The 15,052-nt window shown below is 70.7% G+C and carries 10 protein-coding genes; 1 reads left to right on the top strand and 9 read right to left on the bottom strand.

Annotated elements, in window-relative coordinates:
• Positions 1 to 22: 22 nt before the first annotated feature.
• The 5 genes from topA to pgeF all read right to left on the bottom strand — a co-directional run bounded on the left by topA (position 23) and on the right by pgeF (position 6,801).
• Positions 23 to 2,581 carry a type I DNA topoisomerase gene (gene topA, locus ACX9TP_RS17385; RefSeq protein WP_482980845.1) on the bottom strand — a complete coding sequence of 853 codons (2,559 nt, stop codon included), beginning with the start codon at positions 2,579 to 2,581 and terminating at the stop codon, positions 23 to 25.
• An 11-nt stretch (positions 2,582 to 2,592) separates the two neighbouring features.
• The gene (locus tag ACX9TP_RS17380) at positions 2,593 to 3,714 is read right to left on the bottom strand and encodes a DNA-processing protein DprA (protein WP_482980844.1); all 1,122 of its coding nucleotides are present in this window, start codon (positions 3,712 to 3,714) and stop codon (positions 2,593 to 2,595) included.
• A gap of 167 nt (positions 3,715 to 3,881) precedes the next feature.
• On the bottom strand, positions 3,882 to 5,090 hold the full coding sequence (locus ACX9TP_RS17375) for a LysM peptidoglycan-binding domain-containing protein (protein ID WP_482980843.1): 1,209 nt from the start codon (positions 5,088 to 5,090) through the stop codon (positions 3,882 to 3,884).
• A gap of 26 nt (positions 5,091 to 5,116) precedes the next feature.
• On the bottom strand, positions 5,117 to 5,959 hold the full coding sequence (locus tag ACX9TP_RS17370) for a tetratricopeptide repeat protein (RefSeq protein ID WP_482980842.1): 843 nt from the start codon (positions 5,957 to 5,959) through the stop codon (positions 5,117 to 5,119).
• Positions 5,960 to 6,042: 83 nt separating this feature from the next.
• Positions 6,043 to 6,801 carry a peptidoglycan editing factor PgeF gene (gene pgeF / locus ACX9TP_RS17365; protein WP_482980841.1) on the bottom strand — a complete coding sequence of 253 codons (759 nt, stop codon included), beginning with the start codon at positions 6,799 to 6,801 and terminating at the stop codon, positions 6,043 to 6,045.
• 181 nt (positions 6,802 to 6,982) lie between these two features.
• Here pgeF and ACX9TP_RS17360 point away from each other — a divergent pair, with 181 nt between their 5' ends.
• Positions 6,983 to 8,914 carry a GGDEF domain-containing protein gene (locus ACX9TP_RS17360; RefSeq protein ID WP_482980840.1) on the top strand — a complete coding sequence of 644 codons (1,932 nt, stop codon included), beginning with the start codon at positions 6,983 to 6,985 and terminating at the stop codon, positions 8,912 to 8,914.
• 15 nt (positions 8,915 to 8,929) lie between these two features.
• On the opposite strand, the gene ACX9TP_RS17355 is transcribed toward ACX9TP_RS17360, so the two are convergent.
• The 4 genes from ACX9TP_RS17355 to ACX9TP_RS17340 all read right to left on the bottom strand — a co-directional run bounded on the left by ACX9TP_RS17355 (position 8,930) and on the right by ACX9TP_RS17340 (position 14,849).
• Positions 8,930 to 9,523, bottom strand: a complete 594-nt coding sequence (locus ACX9TP_RS17355) for an SGNH/GDSL hydrolase family protein (RefSeq protein ID WP_482980839.1) — start codon at positions 9,521 to 9,523, stop codon at positions 8,930 to 8,932.
• Positions 9,524 to 9,545: 22 nt separating this feature from the next.
• Positions 9,546 to 11,039, bottom strand: a complete 1,494-nt coding sequence (locus ACX9TP_RS17350) for a trypsin-like peptidase domain-containing protein (protein WP_482980838.1) — start codon at positions 11,037 to 11,039, stop codon at positions 9,546 to 9,548.
• Between the two features lie 98 nt (positions 11,040 to 11,137).
• Complete coding sequence (locus ACX9TP_RS17345; RefSeq protein ID WP_482980837.1) at positions 11,138 to 12,727, bottom strand: glycoside hydrolase family 57 protein; 1,590 nt, start codon at positions 12,725 to 12,727, stop codon at positions 11,138 to 11,140.
• 25 nt (positions 12,728 to 12,752) lie between these two features.
• Positions 12,753 to 14,849, bottom strand: a complete 2,097-nt coding sequence (locus ACX9TP_RS17340; RefSeq protein WP_482980836.1) for a DUF4912 domain-containing protein — start codon at positions 14,847 to 14,849, stop codon at positions 12,753 to 12,755.
• Positions 14,850 to 15,052: the final 203 nt, after the last annotated feature.

The following is a 15,052-nucleotide window of genomic DNA, read 5'->3' as shown; positions in this document are numbered from 1 at the left end:
GCCCGCTGGAACTACTGGGCTTTCAAGCAGCCGAGGAGGCCTCGGGTGACCCGGGTACGCCCGCCTGCTCCACGACCTCACGCCGGTAGTCGCACTCCTTGTTCGGGCAGGCGATGTAGGCGCCGTCCCGCTTGGAGAACTTCTGCAGGAGGTACGGGGACGCACACTGGGGGCACTGCTCGGCCAGGGGCCGGTCCCACGCGGCGAACTTGCAGTCCGGGTAGCGGTTGCAACCGAAGAAGATCTTCCCCCGGCCGCTGCGGCGCTCGGTGAGGTAGCCCTGCTTGCACTCCGGGCACCCCACGCCGATGGAGATGGGCTTGGACGTCTTGCAGTCCGGGTAGCCGGAGCAGGCCATGAAGCGCCCGAAGCGGCCGCGCTTGATGACCATGGGCTTGCCGCACTTCTCGCACTTCTCGTCCGTGGTCTCCTCCTCCACGATGACGATCTTGCCCTCGGCGTCCCGCTTGAAGTCCTTGGTGTTCTTGCAGTCGGGGTAGTTCGAGCAGGCGAGGAAGTGCCCCATCTTCCCGAACTTGATGACGAAGGGGTTGCCGCACTTCTCGCAGGAGATGTCGGTCTTTATCTCCTCGCGCTTGACGTCGCGCATCTCCGCCTTGGCCTTCTCGAGCGTCTCCTTGAAGGGCCCGTAGAAGTCGTGCAGCACGGCCTTCCAGCTCGTGCCGCCCTCGGAGATCTGGTCGAGCTTCTCCTCCATGGTGGCGGTGAAGGTGACGTCCAGCTCGTGGGGGAAGTGCTTGACCAGCATCTCGTTGGTCATCTGCCCCAAATCGGTGGGCCGGAAGCGCCCCTCCAGCTTCTCCACGTACTTCTTGTCCTGGATGGTGGAGAGAATGGCGGCGTAGGTGGACGGGCGGCCGATGCCGCGCTCTTCCAGCTCCTTCACCAGCGTGGCCTCGCTGAAGCGCGGGGGCGGCTGGGTGAAGTGCTGCTCGTGGAGGAGCTTCTGGAGGGCCAGCTTCTCGCCCTCGGTGAGGAAGGGCAGCTCGCCGATGGCGTCCGCGCCATCCGCGCCCTCTTCACCGGCGGCCTTCGCCTTCTCCTTCTCCGCCTCCTCTTCCGGGGTGAGGCCCGCGCCGTACACCGCGAGGTAGCCGGCGAACTTCAGCGTGCTGCCCGAGGCGCGGAACGTGGCCCGGCCCGCGGAGATGTCCGCGCTCGTCTGGTCATACACGGCCGGCTTCATCTGGCACGCGACGAAGCGGTTCCAGATGAGCTCGTAGAGGCGGAACATGTCCGACTCGCCCATGGCCTCGAAGAAGGGCCGCACGCGCTCGGGCGGGTACTCCAGGGACGTGGGGCGGATGGCCTCGTGGGCGTCCTGCGCGCTCTTGCGCGAGCGGTACACCACCGGCTCTTCCGGCAGGAAGTCCTTGCCGTACTTGGTGTCGATGAACTCGCGCACCAGCTTCACCGCGTCGTCGGACAGACGGGTGGAGTCCGTACGCATGTACGTGATGAGCGCCGTCTGGCCCTCCTCGCCGAGGGGCACGCCCTCGTAGAGCTTCTGGGCCAGCGTCATCGTCTTCTTGGCGGTGAAGGACAGCCGGTTGGCGGCCTCCTGCTGCAGCTTGGAGGTGATGAACGGCGCGGGCGCGTTGCGGCGGCGCTCGCGGCGGTCCACCTTGGCCACGACGAACTCGGCCCCCTGGAGCTCGGCGACGAGCCCCTCGGTGGTGGCGCGGTCCTTCAGCTCCATCTTCTTGCCGTCCACCTTGGACAGCTTCGCCTTGAACGGCGGCGGGCCCGCGGGGCCCTCCAGCAGCGCGTCCAGGGACCAGTACTCCTCGGGGACGAAGGCCTTGATTTCGGCCTCGCGCTCGACAATCAGGCGCACCGCCACGGACTGCACGCGGCCGGCGGACAGGCCCCGGCGGATCTTCTGCCAGAGCAGCGGGGAGATTTGATACCCCACCAGCCGGTCGAGGATGCGGCGCGTCTGCTGCGAGTCGTAGTTGTCCTGGTTCAGCTCGCGCGGCTGCGCAATGGCTTCCTGGACGGCCTTCTTGGTGATTTCGTTGAAGGTCACCCGCATGGCGTCGGGGTGGGCGAGCTCTTCCTTGATGTGCCAGGCAATGGCCTCGCCCTCGCGGTCGGGGTCCGTCGCGAGGAAGACCTTGTCGGCGGACTTCGCCATCTTCTTGAGCTCGTTGAGCACCTTCTCCTTGCCCTTGATGACCTCGTACTCGGGCTGGAAGTCGTGCTCCACGTCGACGCCCATCTTGCTCTTGGGCAGGTCCTTCACGTGGCCCACGGAGGCCTTCACCGTGTAGCCGGTGCCCAGGTACTTCTTGATGGTCTTCGCCTTGGCGGGGGACTCCACCACCACGAGGTAGTGCGGGCCCTTGCCGCGGGGCGCGACTTCTTCGTCCGCGTCCGCCTCCACGGTGGGCAGCTCGTCGTCACCCTTCTTGCCGCGGCGGCGGGCCGCCGTCTTCTTCGCCTTGGCCGCCGGCTTCTTCTTGGCGGCCGTCTTCTTCTTGGCGGCCGCCTTCCGGGGCGACTTCGTCTCCTCCGCCGCCTCCGTCTCTTCCACCTGCTTCTTCGTCCGCGTGGCCATGACTCTCCTACCTAGACCTTTTCGTACAGCTTGCCCGGGTGCTGGATGACCAGCCCCGTCAACTCCAGCTCCACCAGCGCGCCGGTGAGCGCCGCCGGTGAGAGGGTGCTGCCGACCAGCACCTCGTCAAATGTCCGGGGAACCCGGTCCAACACCTCATAAGTGCCCTTCGCTTCCGCGGAGAGCTCTTCCCACGAGGCCGTGATGTCCCGCGGCCCCGCGGCTTCCGGCTGAACGCCCACCACCCTCCACACATCTTCCGGGCCCATGCAGGCGCTCGCATGCCCGTCCCGGAGCAGCGTGTTGCACCCCACCGCCGCCGCCTGCCTCACATCCCCGGGCAGCGCGAACACCGGCCGCCCCTGCGCCCGCCCCGCCTCCGCCGTGTACAGCGCCCCCGAGCCCTTCCCCGCCCTCAACACCAGGACCACATCGGATGCGCCGGAGATGAGTCGGTTGCGGCGCGGGAAGGTGGTAACGCTCGCCCGGACCCCAGGGGGGAGCTCGCTGAAGAACACGCCTCCCCGCCCCAGAAAGTGAGGAAGCAGGCGGGCTTGCGCCGGGTCCAACGCATCCAGGGCGGACCCCAGGAAGGCCCACGTCTCCCCGCCCACATCCAGCGCGCCCCAGTGGCACGCCTGGTCCACGCCCGCCGCGGCCCCGGACACCACGCCCACCCCCGCCCCCGCCACCTTCCTCGCGAAGTCCCGGGCAAAGGGCAAAAAGCCCTGGTCCGGGTGGCGGCTGCCCACCATGGCCACGCGGCGCCGGGGCAGCCCCGGGCGCCCCCGGTAGAAGAGCAGCGGGGGCGCGTCCTCCACCTCCCGCAGCCGGTCCGGATAGGTGTGCTGCCCGGCGAAGGCCACGCCCATGCCCACCCGGCGGCAGGCCTCCAGGGCCCGCTCCGCCAGCGGAGGAAGCCGGTCCACCGCCGCCAGCCGGGTACGCACCTGTGGGGAGACCGGCGCCTGGGACACCCAGTCCCGTACAGGGACGGAGGCGAGCGCGGCGAGACGTCCATCCGCGAAGGCGCGCAGGGCGGCCAGCGTCCTCGGCCCCAGGCCGGGAACGGCCCAGAGCGCCAGGCACGCCTGCTCTTCCGCCGTGAGGCTGTCCGTCTCAGCGTCCGCCATACCCGTCCCCTGCCCGTTTCCCACCTATATAGAAGATGGGTCCCCAGGAGGGGCGCGACACATAGACACCGGACCGCCACCGGTCAAGCACTCTGCCCCTCCGCTGGCGGAGGGGATGCACATTTCCTGCCGAACTCCGAGCTCGGGGTGCTTGGGTTCCGGGAAATTCAGCGGCTGGCGGTGGGCTCGCCCACGCGCATGACAGCGCGGTCGCCGGGGACGAGCTCCTCCATGGAGCGCATCATGAGGCAGTTGGAGGTGCGCTCCTTCACCTCGGTCACCATGCAGGTGCCGACGTTCTCCCAGGGGAAGCGCTTCTCCCTGTCGGTGAGCGGCCTGGCCTCCTGGCCGAGCACCTGGAGGGACGGGTCGCCCTGGCGGAGGATGGTGAAGGTGTTGCCCAGCTGGACGCCGTCCGCGCTGCCGCGGTCCACCACCACCGTGTGGTGCTCGCCGAGCAGCGTGAGGTACGGCACCAGCGCGGTGATGACGGTGGCCTGCAGCTCCTTCGCGTTGGCCTTCGGGGCCACGCGCTCGGTGAGGCGCTCGCCGACGGGGCCCACCAGGTCACCGCGCTCCATGCCGTCCCACGTGTCCACCACCTGCGCGGTGACGACGTTCTCGCTCACGCGAATCACGCGCAGCGTGCCGAGGAAGTCGGTGAGGTAGCCCAGCTTCTTCTTCGTCACCGGGTGCTGGACGGCCTGGGTGGTGTGGTAGACGACGTAGCGGTCCCCCACCTTGGCGCTGCCCTTCTTCTTGAAGCGCACGTAGGCGGTGTCCGGGTAGGACAGCATCAGCGCGCCGGAGGACGAGCCCTCGATGCGGCCGGCCTCGTCCAGCTCGCGCTGGGTGACGAAGCCCTGGGTCGTCACCGGACGCGACGACGACACGTCGTAGCCAATCTTCCCCGTCACCGTCACCAGGTCGCCGCCGCTCAGCTCGGTGGGCGCCGTCACGTCCTCGGCGGCGATCTCCGTGCCCACGCGGGTGGGCACCTCCTCGCCCGAGGCGAAGAAGCGCACCTGGTTGCCCGGGTAGATCCAATGCGGGTTGGCGATCTCCGGGTTGTAGGCCCAGACCTTGGGCCAGTACCAGGGGCTGCCCAGGTAGCGCTGGGACAAATCCCACAGCGTGTCGCCGTCCTGGACGGAGTGGACCTCGCCCGGGGCGCTCTCGCGGCCCCTGGGCGTGCCCGGAGGGATGGCCACGGTGCCCTGGGGGCGCTCCGGGGCCTCGTCCATGACCTCGGCGCCTTCCGTCTCGCTGCCGGTGTCCTGGTCCTGCTCCTCGGCGCCCTCCTGCTGGGCGCGTGCGCTCCAGGCCGGCGCGACGGCGAGGCTCAACATCAGCGAGGTGAGGATCCGGGAGCGCATCGCACGACGTCCTTTCGAAAGAGCCTTCACTGCGGGAGCGCGGCGAGCCGCTGCTCCGCCTGCGTGGCGGCGGCCGTCCCCGGGAACTGGGTGACGACGCGGGTGTAGAGCGCCCTGGCATCCGCGGCCTGGTTCAGCCGCATCCGGCACTCGGCGAGCCGGAGCATGCTGTCCAGCATGGCATCTCCGGCGGGATAGGTCTTGATGAGCCGCTCGAACGTGCGCGCGGCGTCCTTGAACTCGCTGAGGCCGATGAGCCCGAGCCCGCTGAAGTACAGCGCGTTGTCGGCGCGAGGGTGGCGCGGATTCTCCTCCGCGAAGCGGCGCAGGCGCTCCACGCCGCCGTCCACGTTGCCGGTGCGCAGCAGCGACACGGCCTTGTCGTACTCGGCGTCCAGCACGTCCGGGTCCTTCGCGTCCGCCTCGTCTTCGCCCGAAGAAACGACGGTGGCGGCCTCGCCGCCCGAGGCCGAGGCCCCTTCCGGCACGGCGCTGATGAACATCTCCATCTGCTCCGTGTCCGGCTCCACCACGGGCACCGCCGTGGGCAGCTTCGGCGCGGGCTCGTTCTTCGGCTTGAGCTTCACCACCGCCAGCTCCGGCGTGGTGCCCAGACCGTCGCCGGAAGCGCCGGCGTCCGCGGGGGAGGTGCGCGCGGGAGCCCCGCTCACACGGGCCTTCTCCACCGCGTCGTGCGCCTCCAGGCGCTGCAGCCGCTCGGTGAGCCGGACCTGCGTCTCGCGCAGGGCCTGCACCTCGGCTCGCAGCGCCCCCACGTCCGCCTGGCTGGCGGCGTTGGAGGCACAGGCGCTCAGCACGCACAGGGGCGCGGCGGCGAGCAGGCGGAAGATGACGGAGCGCGCGGGCACGGGCCTCTTCGGACGGGGATCACCCCGAGGATAGGAAGGCCCGTCGGAGAGCGTCAAGAAAACGGCCGGCGCCGCTCGGGGGGCTAGAAGCGGTTTACCACGTAGTTGAGGTGGCGTCCGGTGCGCCCCGCGTCACGGCGGTGGGAGAAGAAGCGCTCGGGCTCACACGCGGTACAGGCCGGTAGCACGTCCACGTGCCCGGGCTTCAGCCCCGCGCGCACCAGCGTCAGCCGCACCGCCCGTGACAGGTCCAGCTTCACCGCGCCGCCGGCGGACGCCACCACCTCCGCGCCGAAGCGGGCGGTGAAGCGCTGGCCCAATTCTCCGGAAACCTCGTAGCAGCAGCGCTGGATGCAGGGGCCCACCGCCGCGAGCAGCCGCTCCGGCCGCGCGCCCTTCGCCACCAGCACCTCCACCGCTCGTGCGCTGATGTCCGCGTCCGTGCCCCGCCACCCCGAGTGCACCGCCGCCACGCGCCGGCCGTCCGGGTCCACCAGCAGCACCGGCACACAGTCCGCCGTGCCCACCGCCACCCACGTGCCGGGCGCCTGGGTCCACAGTGCGTCCGCCTCGCCCTCCACCGGCCGCAGGTCCTCCCCTTCCCCACCTCGCGCCTCCAGCACCCGGTCCCCATGCACCTGCGACACGCGGCCCAGCGCGCCCAGCGGGGCCCCGGCAGCGGCGGCCAGGCGGCGGAGATTCTCGAGCACCTTCTCCTGCGCGTCACCGGTGGAGAAGCCCAGGTTGAGCGACGCGTACGGCCCCTCCGAGACGCCTCCCGCGCGGGTGGCGAAGCCATGAGGGACTGGCAGCAGCTCGGACGTCAGGAACGCGGTCGACATGGAACTCCGGGAGACGCCAGGAACCCGGCGATGACGGGGCGCAGCAAAGGAAGCAACACCACCGAAGCAGGAAAATTCTTGTACAAGTACGTTTGACAGTCCGCGTCAGCCAATTGACAATTCCGGTGGAACTTCGTGAAACAAGTTTAAGCCATCGCTGCGGAGAGCCGCGAACAAGCGCATGCCCCTGGGTCCGGACACTGTTGGCAGGAAGCTCCTGTGGAGCATCGCCCTGCCGGGGCTGGTGGTGGCGTTGCTGGGTGTGGGCCACTTCTGGCGCGAGGCGCGGGTGGCGGTGCAGGACGCAACGCAGGTGGAGTCGCTGGCGCTGGCGGAGTTCGTCGCCTCCACCTTCACGCTGCCGCAGGCGCCGGGCGCGTCCCGGGCCCACGAGGCGGTGGCGGAGGTGCTGCGCTCGGACACGCGCTTGTTCCGCTCGGTGGAGGACGCGCGGGTGCTGACGCCGGACGGGCGCATCCGCTGGTCCCGCCAGGCGGACGAGGTGGGCCGGGTGCACGCGGAGGCCGGACGGCTGACGGCGCCCGGGCCGGAGGCGGCGCGCTCCGTGGAGGGCGTCACGGAGGTGGTGCGGCCGCTGGGCGGGCCCGAGTGCGGCAGCTGCCACTCCGAGGGAGAGGTGCCCGGCGCGAGCGTCCTCCAGATGCGCGTGGCGGAGCCGACGCTGCACCAGCAGCTCACGGAGATGTTCCGCGGCGCGCTGGGCGCCATGGTGCTGTTCATCGTCCTGCTGGCGCTCCTCACCGCGCTGGCGCTGCACTTCGTCCTCACCCGCCCGCTGCACAAGCTGAGCGCGGCCATGGGGCGCGCGGAGGCCGGAGATTTGCTGGTGCGCGCGGACTCGCGCGGCACGGACGAGCTGTCCCGGCTGGGCGCGGCCTTCAACCAGATGCTGGCGCGGCTCACCGCGATGAAGGCGGAGGAGATCGACACCCACCGGGACCTCGCGGTGGTGAAGGAGAAGCTCGCCCTCAAGGAGGAGCTGGAGGAGCGCCTGCGCGAGCTGTCGCTGCTCTTCGACGTGGCGCGCTCGCTCAACGCCACGCTGGAGCTGGACGAGCTGCTGGAGGCCATCACCCGGCTGGTGGTGGAGCGGCTCCAGATTCCGGACTTCTCCATCATGCTCCTCAACGTGGAGGGGCTGCTGGAGGTGAGGCACGCGTTTCCGGAGGGCCGCGGCGCCGAGGGGCTCACCTTCGCGCTGGGCGAGGGCGCATGCGGGCGCGCGGCCCAGACGCTCAAGGCGGTGTACCTGCCCGACCTGGATGACCGCACCAGCATCTTCGCGCGGCGCGGCCTGGTGGAGGGCGCGGTGGACACGGGCGCGCTCTTGGCGGTGCCCATGGTGCACATGGGCACGCTCCTGGGGGTGATGAACTTCCAGCGCCCCGAGGTGGCCAGCTTCTCCGCGGAGGAAATCGAGCTGCTGACGGCCGTCGCGGACCTGGCGGCCACGGCGGTGAAGAACGCGCGGCTGCATGCGGAGACGGTGAAGCTCACCATGACGGACCCGCTCACCGGCGTGCCCAACCGGCGCCACCTGTTCCAGCGCATGGAGCTGGAGTTGGCGCGGGCGCAGCGCTTCGGCGTCCCGCTGGCGCTGCTGATGGTGGACGTGGACCACTTCAAGCGCCTCAACGACGTGGCGGGCCACCGGGTGGGCGACGAGGCGCTGCGCCGCGTGTGCGACGCGCTCCGGCTGCGCGTGCGCAAGGTGGACACGCTGGCGCGCTACGGCGGCGAGGAGTTCGTCCTGCTGCTGCCCCAGGCCTCCAAGGCGGACGCGGTGGAGGTGGCGGAGAAGCTGCGCCGCGCGGTGGCGGAGAACGTGCTGCTGTCCCAGCCCGGCCTGCCCGGCAACCACGTCACCGTGTCCGTGGGCGTGGCCCACTACCCCACCGACGCCACCACCCAGGAGGAGCTGGTGGACTGCGCCGACGCAGCCCTCTATTGCAGCAAGCGCACGGGCCGCAACCGCACCACCGCGTACGAGGCCGGCATGGAGATGCACCCCGGCCGCGAGCGCGGCCCCCATGCCCCCGCCGCCGACGTGCCCGCCCCCACCCCGACGCCGGGGGGCGTGGCCAAGGCGTAGGCGCGCGCCGTCAGCTCAGCGCGACACCAGCGTGCGCACCGTGGGCAGCAGCAGGTCCGCCCACTCCTCGTACCCCTCGTCGGACGGGTGGAAGCCGTCGTGACAGAAGAAGTGCGGGCTCTGGGGGATCATCTCCTTGCTGGCCGTGTACAGGTCCACCAGGTGCAGGCCGTGCGCGCGCGCCACCTCGGCCATGGCGGCGTTGAAGGGCTCGATGCGGCCCTCGTAGAGGGAGCTCGGCACCAGCTTCGCCACTGGCGCCAGGGCCATGTCCGCGATGTTCACCACCACCAGCGGCGCGCCCGTCTGCTTCAGCCGGCGGGCGATGCGGTCCAGTTCGTCCTGGAAGTCCTCCACCGAGGTGCCGCGCCAGAGGTCGTTGGTGCCCACCCCCAGCGTCACCAGCGTGGGCTGCGCGGCCACCGCGCGCTTCACCTGTCCCGTGAAGACGTCACGGATGCGCGCCCCGCTCTGCCCCAGGTTGGTGAGGCCCACCGGCAGCCCGTCATTCCGGAGCCGGGAGGCGAGACGCTCGGGGTAGCCCCCGCCGCGCGCCGCCCCCACCCCCACCGCCGTGCTGTCGCCGAGGGCGACGTAGTTGACGCTCATGCCTCTCCGTGTCCTGGCCGCCTCACGGCACCCGCAGGGCGCGCAGGGAGCGATTGCCCCCCGGCGCGGCGACGCGCAACAGCAGCGTGCTGCCGGACTGCGCGCCCTTGATGACCTTCGCCAGCTCCTCTGCGTTGTTCACCGGCTTGCGGTTCGCCTCCACCACCAGCATGCCGGGCTCCAGGTTCGCGCGGTCCGCGGGCGAGCCGGGCAGCACGTCGGTGATGAGCGCGCCCTGGCGCTCGGTAAAGCCCGCCTGCTGCGCGGTGCGCGAGTCCAGGTTCTGCAGGCTGACGCCCACGCGGCGCGAGCTCTCCTGCGCGTCACCCTCGCGCGGCTGCTTGGACGACACGCCCTCCAGGTCCGGCCGCGTGCCCAGCGTCACCTTCACGTCCTGCTTCTTGCCGTCGCGGTACACCGTCAATGTGGAGACGCTGCCCGGGCGCTTGAGCGCCACCGTGCGGGTCAGCTCGCTGCTGGAGGAGACGTTGCGCCCGTCGATGGCGGTGATGACGTCGTCCGTCTTCAGCCCGGCCTTGGCCGCGGGCGAGCCCGGGTTGATCTGGGTGAGGATGGCGCCCTCATTCACCGGCAGCTTCAGCGCTCCGGCCAGGTCTCGCGTCAGGTCCTGGATGCCCACGCCCAGCCACGCACGGGTGACGGCGCCCTCCTTCTGCAGCTGCGGCAAGAGCGCGTGGATGAGGTTGCTGGGCACCGCGAAGCCGATGCCCGAGCCGCCGCCGACGATGGCGGTGTTGATGCCCACCACTTCGCCCTTCATGTTGAAGAGCGGGCCGCCGGAGTTGCCGGGGTTGATGGCGGCGTCCGTCTGGAGGAATTCGTCATACGCGCTGGCGCCAATCTCACGCGCCCGCGCGGAGACGATGCCGAGGCTCACGCTGGAGGCCAGGCCGAACGGGTTGCCGATGGCCACCACCCAGTCACCCACGCGCAGCGCGTCCGAGTCGCCCAGCTTCACCGTGGGCAGTCCGTCCACCTTCTCCTTCAGCTTCACCAGCGCCACGTCGGTGAGCGGATCCCTGCCCAGCACGTCGCCGGAGAACGTGCGCCCGTCATCCAGCCGCACGGTGATGGAGACCGCGTCCTCCACCACGTGGTTGTTGGTGAGGATGACGCCCTTGGGGTCGATGATGAAACCGGAGCCCGCGCCCTGACGGAGCGGCTCACGCTGCTGCCCGCCCCGCCCTCCGCCGAAGAAGCGGTCGAAGAACGGGTTGTCCTCCATGCCCCGCATGCCGCCACCGCCGCGCGCCTGCACGTCCACGTTGACCACCGCGGACTTCACGGACTCCACCAGCGGCGCCAGCGACGGCAGCGCCTGGGCCTCGCGCGTGGCGGGCTGGAGCGGATTGCCCCCGGGCACCGGAGCCGCCTGGGCCGCCGGAGGGGGCGGAGCCGGCTGGGGCGCCGGAGCCTGGGCGGAAGCGACGCCGGGCAGCACGAGCAGGAGCGCCGCGACCAGGGCCCTCCGGGGAGCGACGGGAGAACGGTTCATATGTACTCCTAGCTAAAGCGGAAAAGACGCACCGCAAGCGAAATGGCGACCGGGGGCGGGAGGCGAACAACCCGCCGCCCCGCCTGTTCCCAGGGCACTCAGCCGGGCCGGTAGACGCGGTAGTCCAGCTCCGGGAAGAGGTTGTCGCGGCCCTCCACGTGGGTGAGCCAGACCTCGTCGATGGTGCCCGCGCGCAGCTCGTCGTGAAGGCGCTGGAAGCGCAGGACGTGCTCGCGCGTGCGGCGCTGGGCGTACTCCACCATGGTGCCCGTCTTCATGATGAAGGCCCAGTCGGAGGACTGGGCGAGCAGCAGCTCGCGCGCGGCCTGGTTGAGCGCGCGGCGCTTCAGGGAGCTGGCGTCGGGGAAGTCGCGGGCCAGCTCCACCATCTGCTTCGCGCAGTGGTGCAGGTGGCGGTAGATCCAATCGTTGGCCCCGTCGAGCCACATGTTCGCGTAGCCGCCCGCGCCCCACGAGGACAGCGGCGGCGTGGCCACCTGGTTCTCCGGGTTCTCCCGCAGGTCATCCGAGGGCGTCACCAGGCTGAAGGTCTTCTGGTCATACGCGGCCTTGCGGATGAGGAAGTCGAGGAACATGGGCCCCTCGAACCACCAGTGGCCGAACAGCTCCGCGTCGTAGGGGGCGACGACGACGGGCTTGCGGCCGCCCAGGCGCGAGGCGAGGTGCTCTATCTGCCGCTCGCGGTTGAAGAGGAAGTTGCCCGCATGGACGGCGGCACGCTCGCGGGCGGCGTCCGGGTTGTAGGGCTGCTTGTCGTGCGTCTTGCCGGTGATTCGGAAGTACTTGAAGCCGGTGTTCTTGCGGTCGCCGGTGGGCTGGATGAACGGGCGGATGTAGTCCAGGTCCAGGTCCCAGCCGATGTCCCGGTAGAACTCGCGGTAGTCCCCGTCGCCGGGATAGCCGAACTCGGTGCTCCACACCTGCTGGCTGCTCTCCGGGTCTCTGGCGTACGCGGCCACGCCCGTCTCGGTGAAGATGGGCGCGTAGGGGCCGTGCAGCGGGCGCGGCGTGGCGTCCGTGAGGCCGTGCGTGTCCACGAAGAAGTAGCGGATGCGCTCGTTGGCGAGCACGCGCTCCAGCCCGGGGTAGTAGCCACACTCGGCCAGCCAGATGCCGGCCGGGTCCCTCCCGAAGTTCTGGCGGTAGTGGTTGGCGGCCACCGTCACCTGCGCGCGCACGGCCTCGGGCACCTGCTGCATGAGCGGCAGGAAGCCGTGCGTGGCGTTGCAGGTGATGATGTCCAGGTAGCCCGCGTCCTGGAGGCGGCGGAACGCGCCTACGAGCTCGCGCTTGTAGCGGTCGTGGAAGGCGCGGCGCAGCGACTCGAAGTGGTCGCGGTGGAAGCGGGCCAGCGGTCCGAAGGTGGCGTCGTCCCGCGTGCGGTGGACCTCGCGCGCGCCCAGCTCACAGAGCTGGTCCAGCCGGCGCGCGTAGCGCGACATCAGCAGCTCGTCCCGCAGCATGGCGACGAGCGTGGGGGACAGCGTCATCGTCAGGCGGAAGGGGACGCCGTCCTCCGCCAGCTTGTCGAAGACGAGGAGCAACGGGAGGTAGGTCTCGGAGATGGCTTCGTAGAGCCAGTCCTCCTCGAGGAAGTCCTCGTGCTCGGGGTGTCGGACGAAAGGAAGGTGCGCGTGGAGGACCAGCGCGAGAGAGCCCAGGCTCATAAGCGTTCGAGGTGTCCGTGCGGGTTCACGAGCGGCCGCTGCCCGAAGGCGGCTTCCGGGGAAGAGGCTCCTCCGAGGAACCTGGAGGACGCTGCGCGGATTCGGTAGGGCGCGGCTCCGATGCACCCGACGGACGGGCTACGTATTCCAGGTAGCGCGGGTCCGAAGCACCCGGTGCGCGCGGCGGAGACTCCAGGTAGCGCATGTCCGAGGCTCCGGGCGCGCGAGGTGGAGACTCCAGGTAGCGCATGTCCGAGGCTCCCGGTGCGCGAGGTGGAGACTCCAGGTAGCGCTGGTCCGAAGCACCCGGTGCGCGCGGAGGAGACTCCAGGTAGCGCAGGTCCGAGGCACCCGGTGCACGCGGAGGAGACTCCAGGTAGCGCAGGTCCGAGGCTCCGGGCGCGCGGGGCGGAGACTCCAGGTAGCGCATGTCCGAGGCCCCAGGGGCACGGCCCGGTGAATCCAGGTAGCGCATGTCCGAGGCCCCCGGCGCACGGCCCGGAGACTCCAGGTAGCGCATGTCCGAAGCACCCGGCGCTCGGCCCACTTCGAGGTATTGATGGGGCCGGGCACCACCGGCCGGCTGCGCGCCACCCTGCAGATAGCGCTGGTCGGAAGCCCCGGGCGCGCGGCCCGGAGACTCCAGGTAGCGCATGTCCGAAGCCCCCGGCGCGCGCCCCACGTCGAGGTACTGACGCTCGCGCGGCTGCGCACGGCCCTCCACGTAGCGCTGCTCCGAAGCCCCCGGCGCGCGGCCCGGAGACTCCAGGTACCGCTGGTCCGACGCACCTGGCGCGCGCTCCCGCGCCTCCATGTAGCGCATGTCCGAGGCCCCCGGGACGCGCTCCTGCGCCTCCATGTAGCGCATGTCCGAGGCCCCCGGCGCTCGCGGCGGCGCTTCGAGGTGGGACTCGGGCTGCTCTTCAGCCTCAGGCCGCTCGCGGTGCGACTCGGGGATGTCCTTCACGCCCGCGCTTCCCGGCAGATTCACACGGCGCCAGGTGATGTACTCACGCTCCTCGGCCTCCTGGGTTCGGGTGCGCACCGGCGGCACCACCTCTGGCAGGGGCTGCGGCTCGGGCATGCGCTGAGGCACGCGGAGGAACCGAATCGAAGTGTCCGTGGACGTACCACTGGGCGGCAACGCAACCCGGTTGCTGGAGTGACCGATACGGCGACTGCGGCCATCCCTCCCGATGAAGTGCGCCTCCACGCGGTAGTGCCGGCCCGGCTCCAGGCCCTGGATGTAGAAGCTCCGGGACTCGAGCACGCAGTCCAGCTCACGCGCCATCTTCTCCCCGTCGAACACGCGCAGCACGGCGCGCGGAGCGTCCAGCCCCTGCAGCGCCCGGGCGCGCGCGGCGGCGCTGAAGTCCCACGAGACGAAGAGCGTCTGCGGGTCCCTCGGCAGGAGCAGCGCGCTGTCGTCCTCGTAGCCCGCTGGCAACGCCCCCAGCTTCTCGTCGTCCTCCGGCGGTGAAGGCGGCGGCTGAGCCGACGCGTCCACCAGGTGGTGGCGGCGTGCCTCGTCCGGCCCCATGACGCGCGCCACGAAGAAGCCTTCGAGCACCGGCTCCGCGTCGTGCTGCTCGGGAGGAGGCGGCGGCGCAGCGGGCGCGGCAGCGGCGGGCACTTCCGGCACCGGTGCGGGGCTGCTTGTGGGCGTGGGCGTCACCTCCATGTCCTCCGAAGCCGCGGATGCCGGCGCGAAAGCCGTGGGCGTCGCCGGCTCGCGGGGGACGCGGGGCTTCGGCGGGAACGTCACCACCTGGGCGGGGCGGGCAGGCGGGGCGGCACCCGGCTTCTCCGACGCTCGCTTGGCCGCCACCCGCTTGGGCGCGGACACACGACCCTCGCCCATCTTCTCGGCCGGCTTCGCCTTCGCCGGAGCGCGCTTCTCCTCGACCGCCGCCTTGCGCCCCCGCACGGCTGCCTTGGAATCGCTCGCCTCCCTGGCAGCTGGCTTGGACTCCCGGGCCGGCGCCTTCGACGCCTTCGCCTTCACGCTTTTGGCCGCGGCCTTGGACTCCCGGGGCTTCTTGTCCTTGGAGGCATCCTTGGAGGACGCGGCGGCGACCTTGGAGGGAGCAGGAGCCTTGCTGGCGGAACTTTTGCGCGGCACGGTGATTCCCACCAGGCGGGCGAGCTTCGCCAGCGCGGGGACGTACGCGGCGAGCGCCGCGATGAGCTCCTCCTTCTTCAGCTTGCTGTAACCGCTCCCCAGGTGCTTCTGGGCCAGCTCTCTCAGATGGCTGACGGTTACGCTCTTGAGGTCGTCCATAGGCAAGGTCGCCTTTAGGTCGCTGGCAGTGGAGGGTCAACGTG

The sequence above is a fragment of the Pyxidicoccus sp. M15 genome (assembly GCF_056858435.1).
This window is presented reverse-complemented; position numbering and strand designations above follow the sequence as displayed.

Excerpts from the sequence above, each read along its gene's own strand:
- ACX9TP_RS17360 (WP_482980840.1), top strand. The coding sequence starts at position 6,983 with ATGCCCCTGGGTCCGGACACTGTTGGCAGGAAGCTCCTGTGGAGCATC.
- ACX9TP_RS17355 (WP_482980839.1), bottom strand. The coding sequence starts at position 9,523 with ATGAGCGTCAACTACGTCGCCCTCGGCGACAGCACGGCGGTGGGGGTG.
- topA (WP_482980845.1), bottom strand. The coding sequence starts at position 2,581 with ATGGCCACGCGGACGAAGAAGCAGGTGGAAGAGACGGAGGCGGCGGAG.
- ACX9TP_RS17380 (WP_482980844.1), bottom strand. The coding sequence starts at position 3,714 with ATGGCGGACGCTGAGACGGACAGCCTCACGGCGGAAGAGCAGGCGTGC.
- ACX9TP_RS17350 (WP_482980838.1), bottom strand. The coding sequence starts at position 11,039 with ATGAACCGTTCTCCCGTCGCTCCCCGGAGGGCCCTGGTCGCGGCGCTC.
- pgeF (WP_482980841.1), bottom strand. The coding sequence starts at position 6,801 with ATGTCGACCGCGTTCCTGACGTCCGAGCTGCTGCCAGTCCCTCATGGC.
- ACX9TP_RS17375 (WP_482980843.1), bottom strand. The coding sequence starts at position 5,090 with ATGCGCTCCCGGATCCTCACCTCGCTGATGTTGAGCCTCGCCGTCGCG.
- ACX9TP_RS17345 (WP_482980837.1), bottom strand. The coding sequence starts at position 12,727 with ATGAGCCTGGGCTCTCTCGCGCTGGTCCTCCACGCGCACCTTCCTTTC.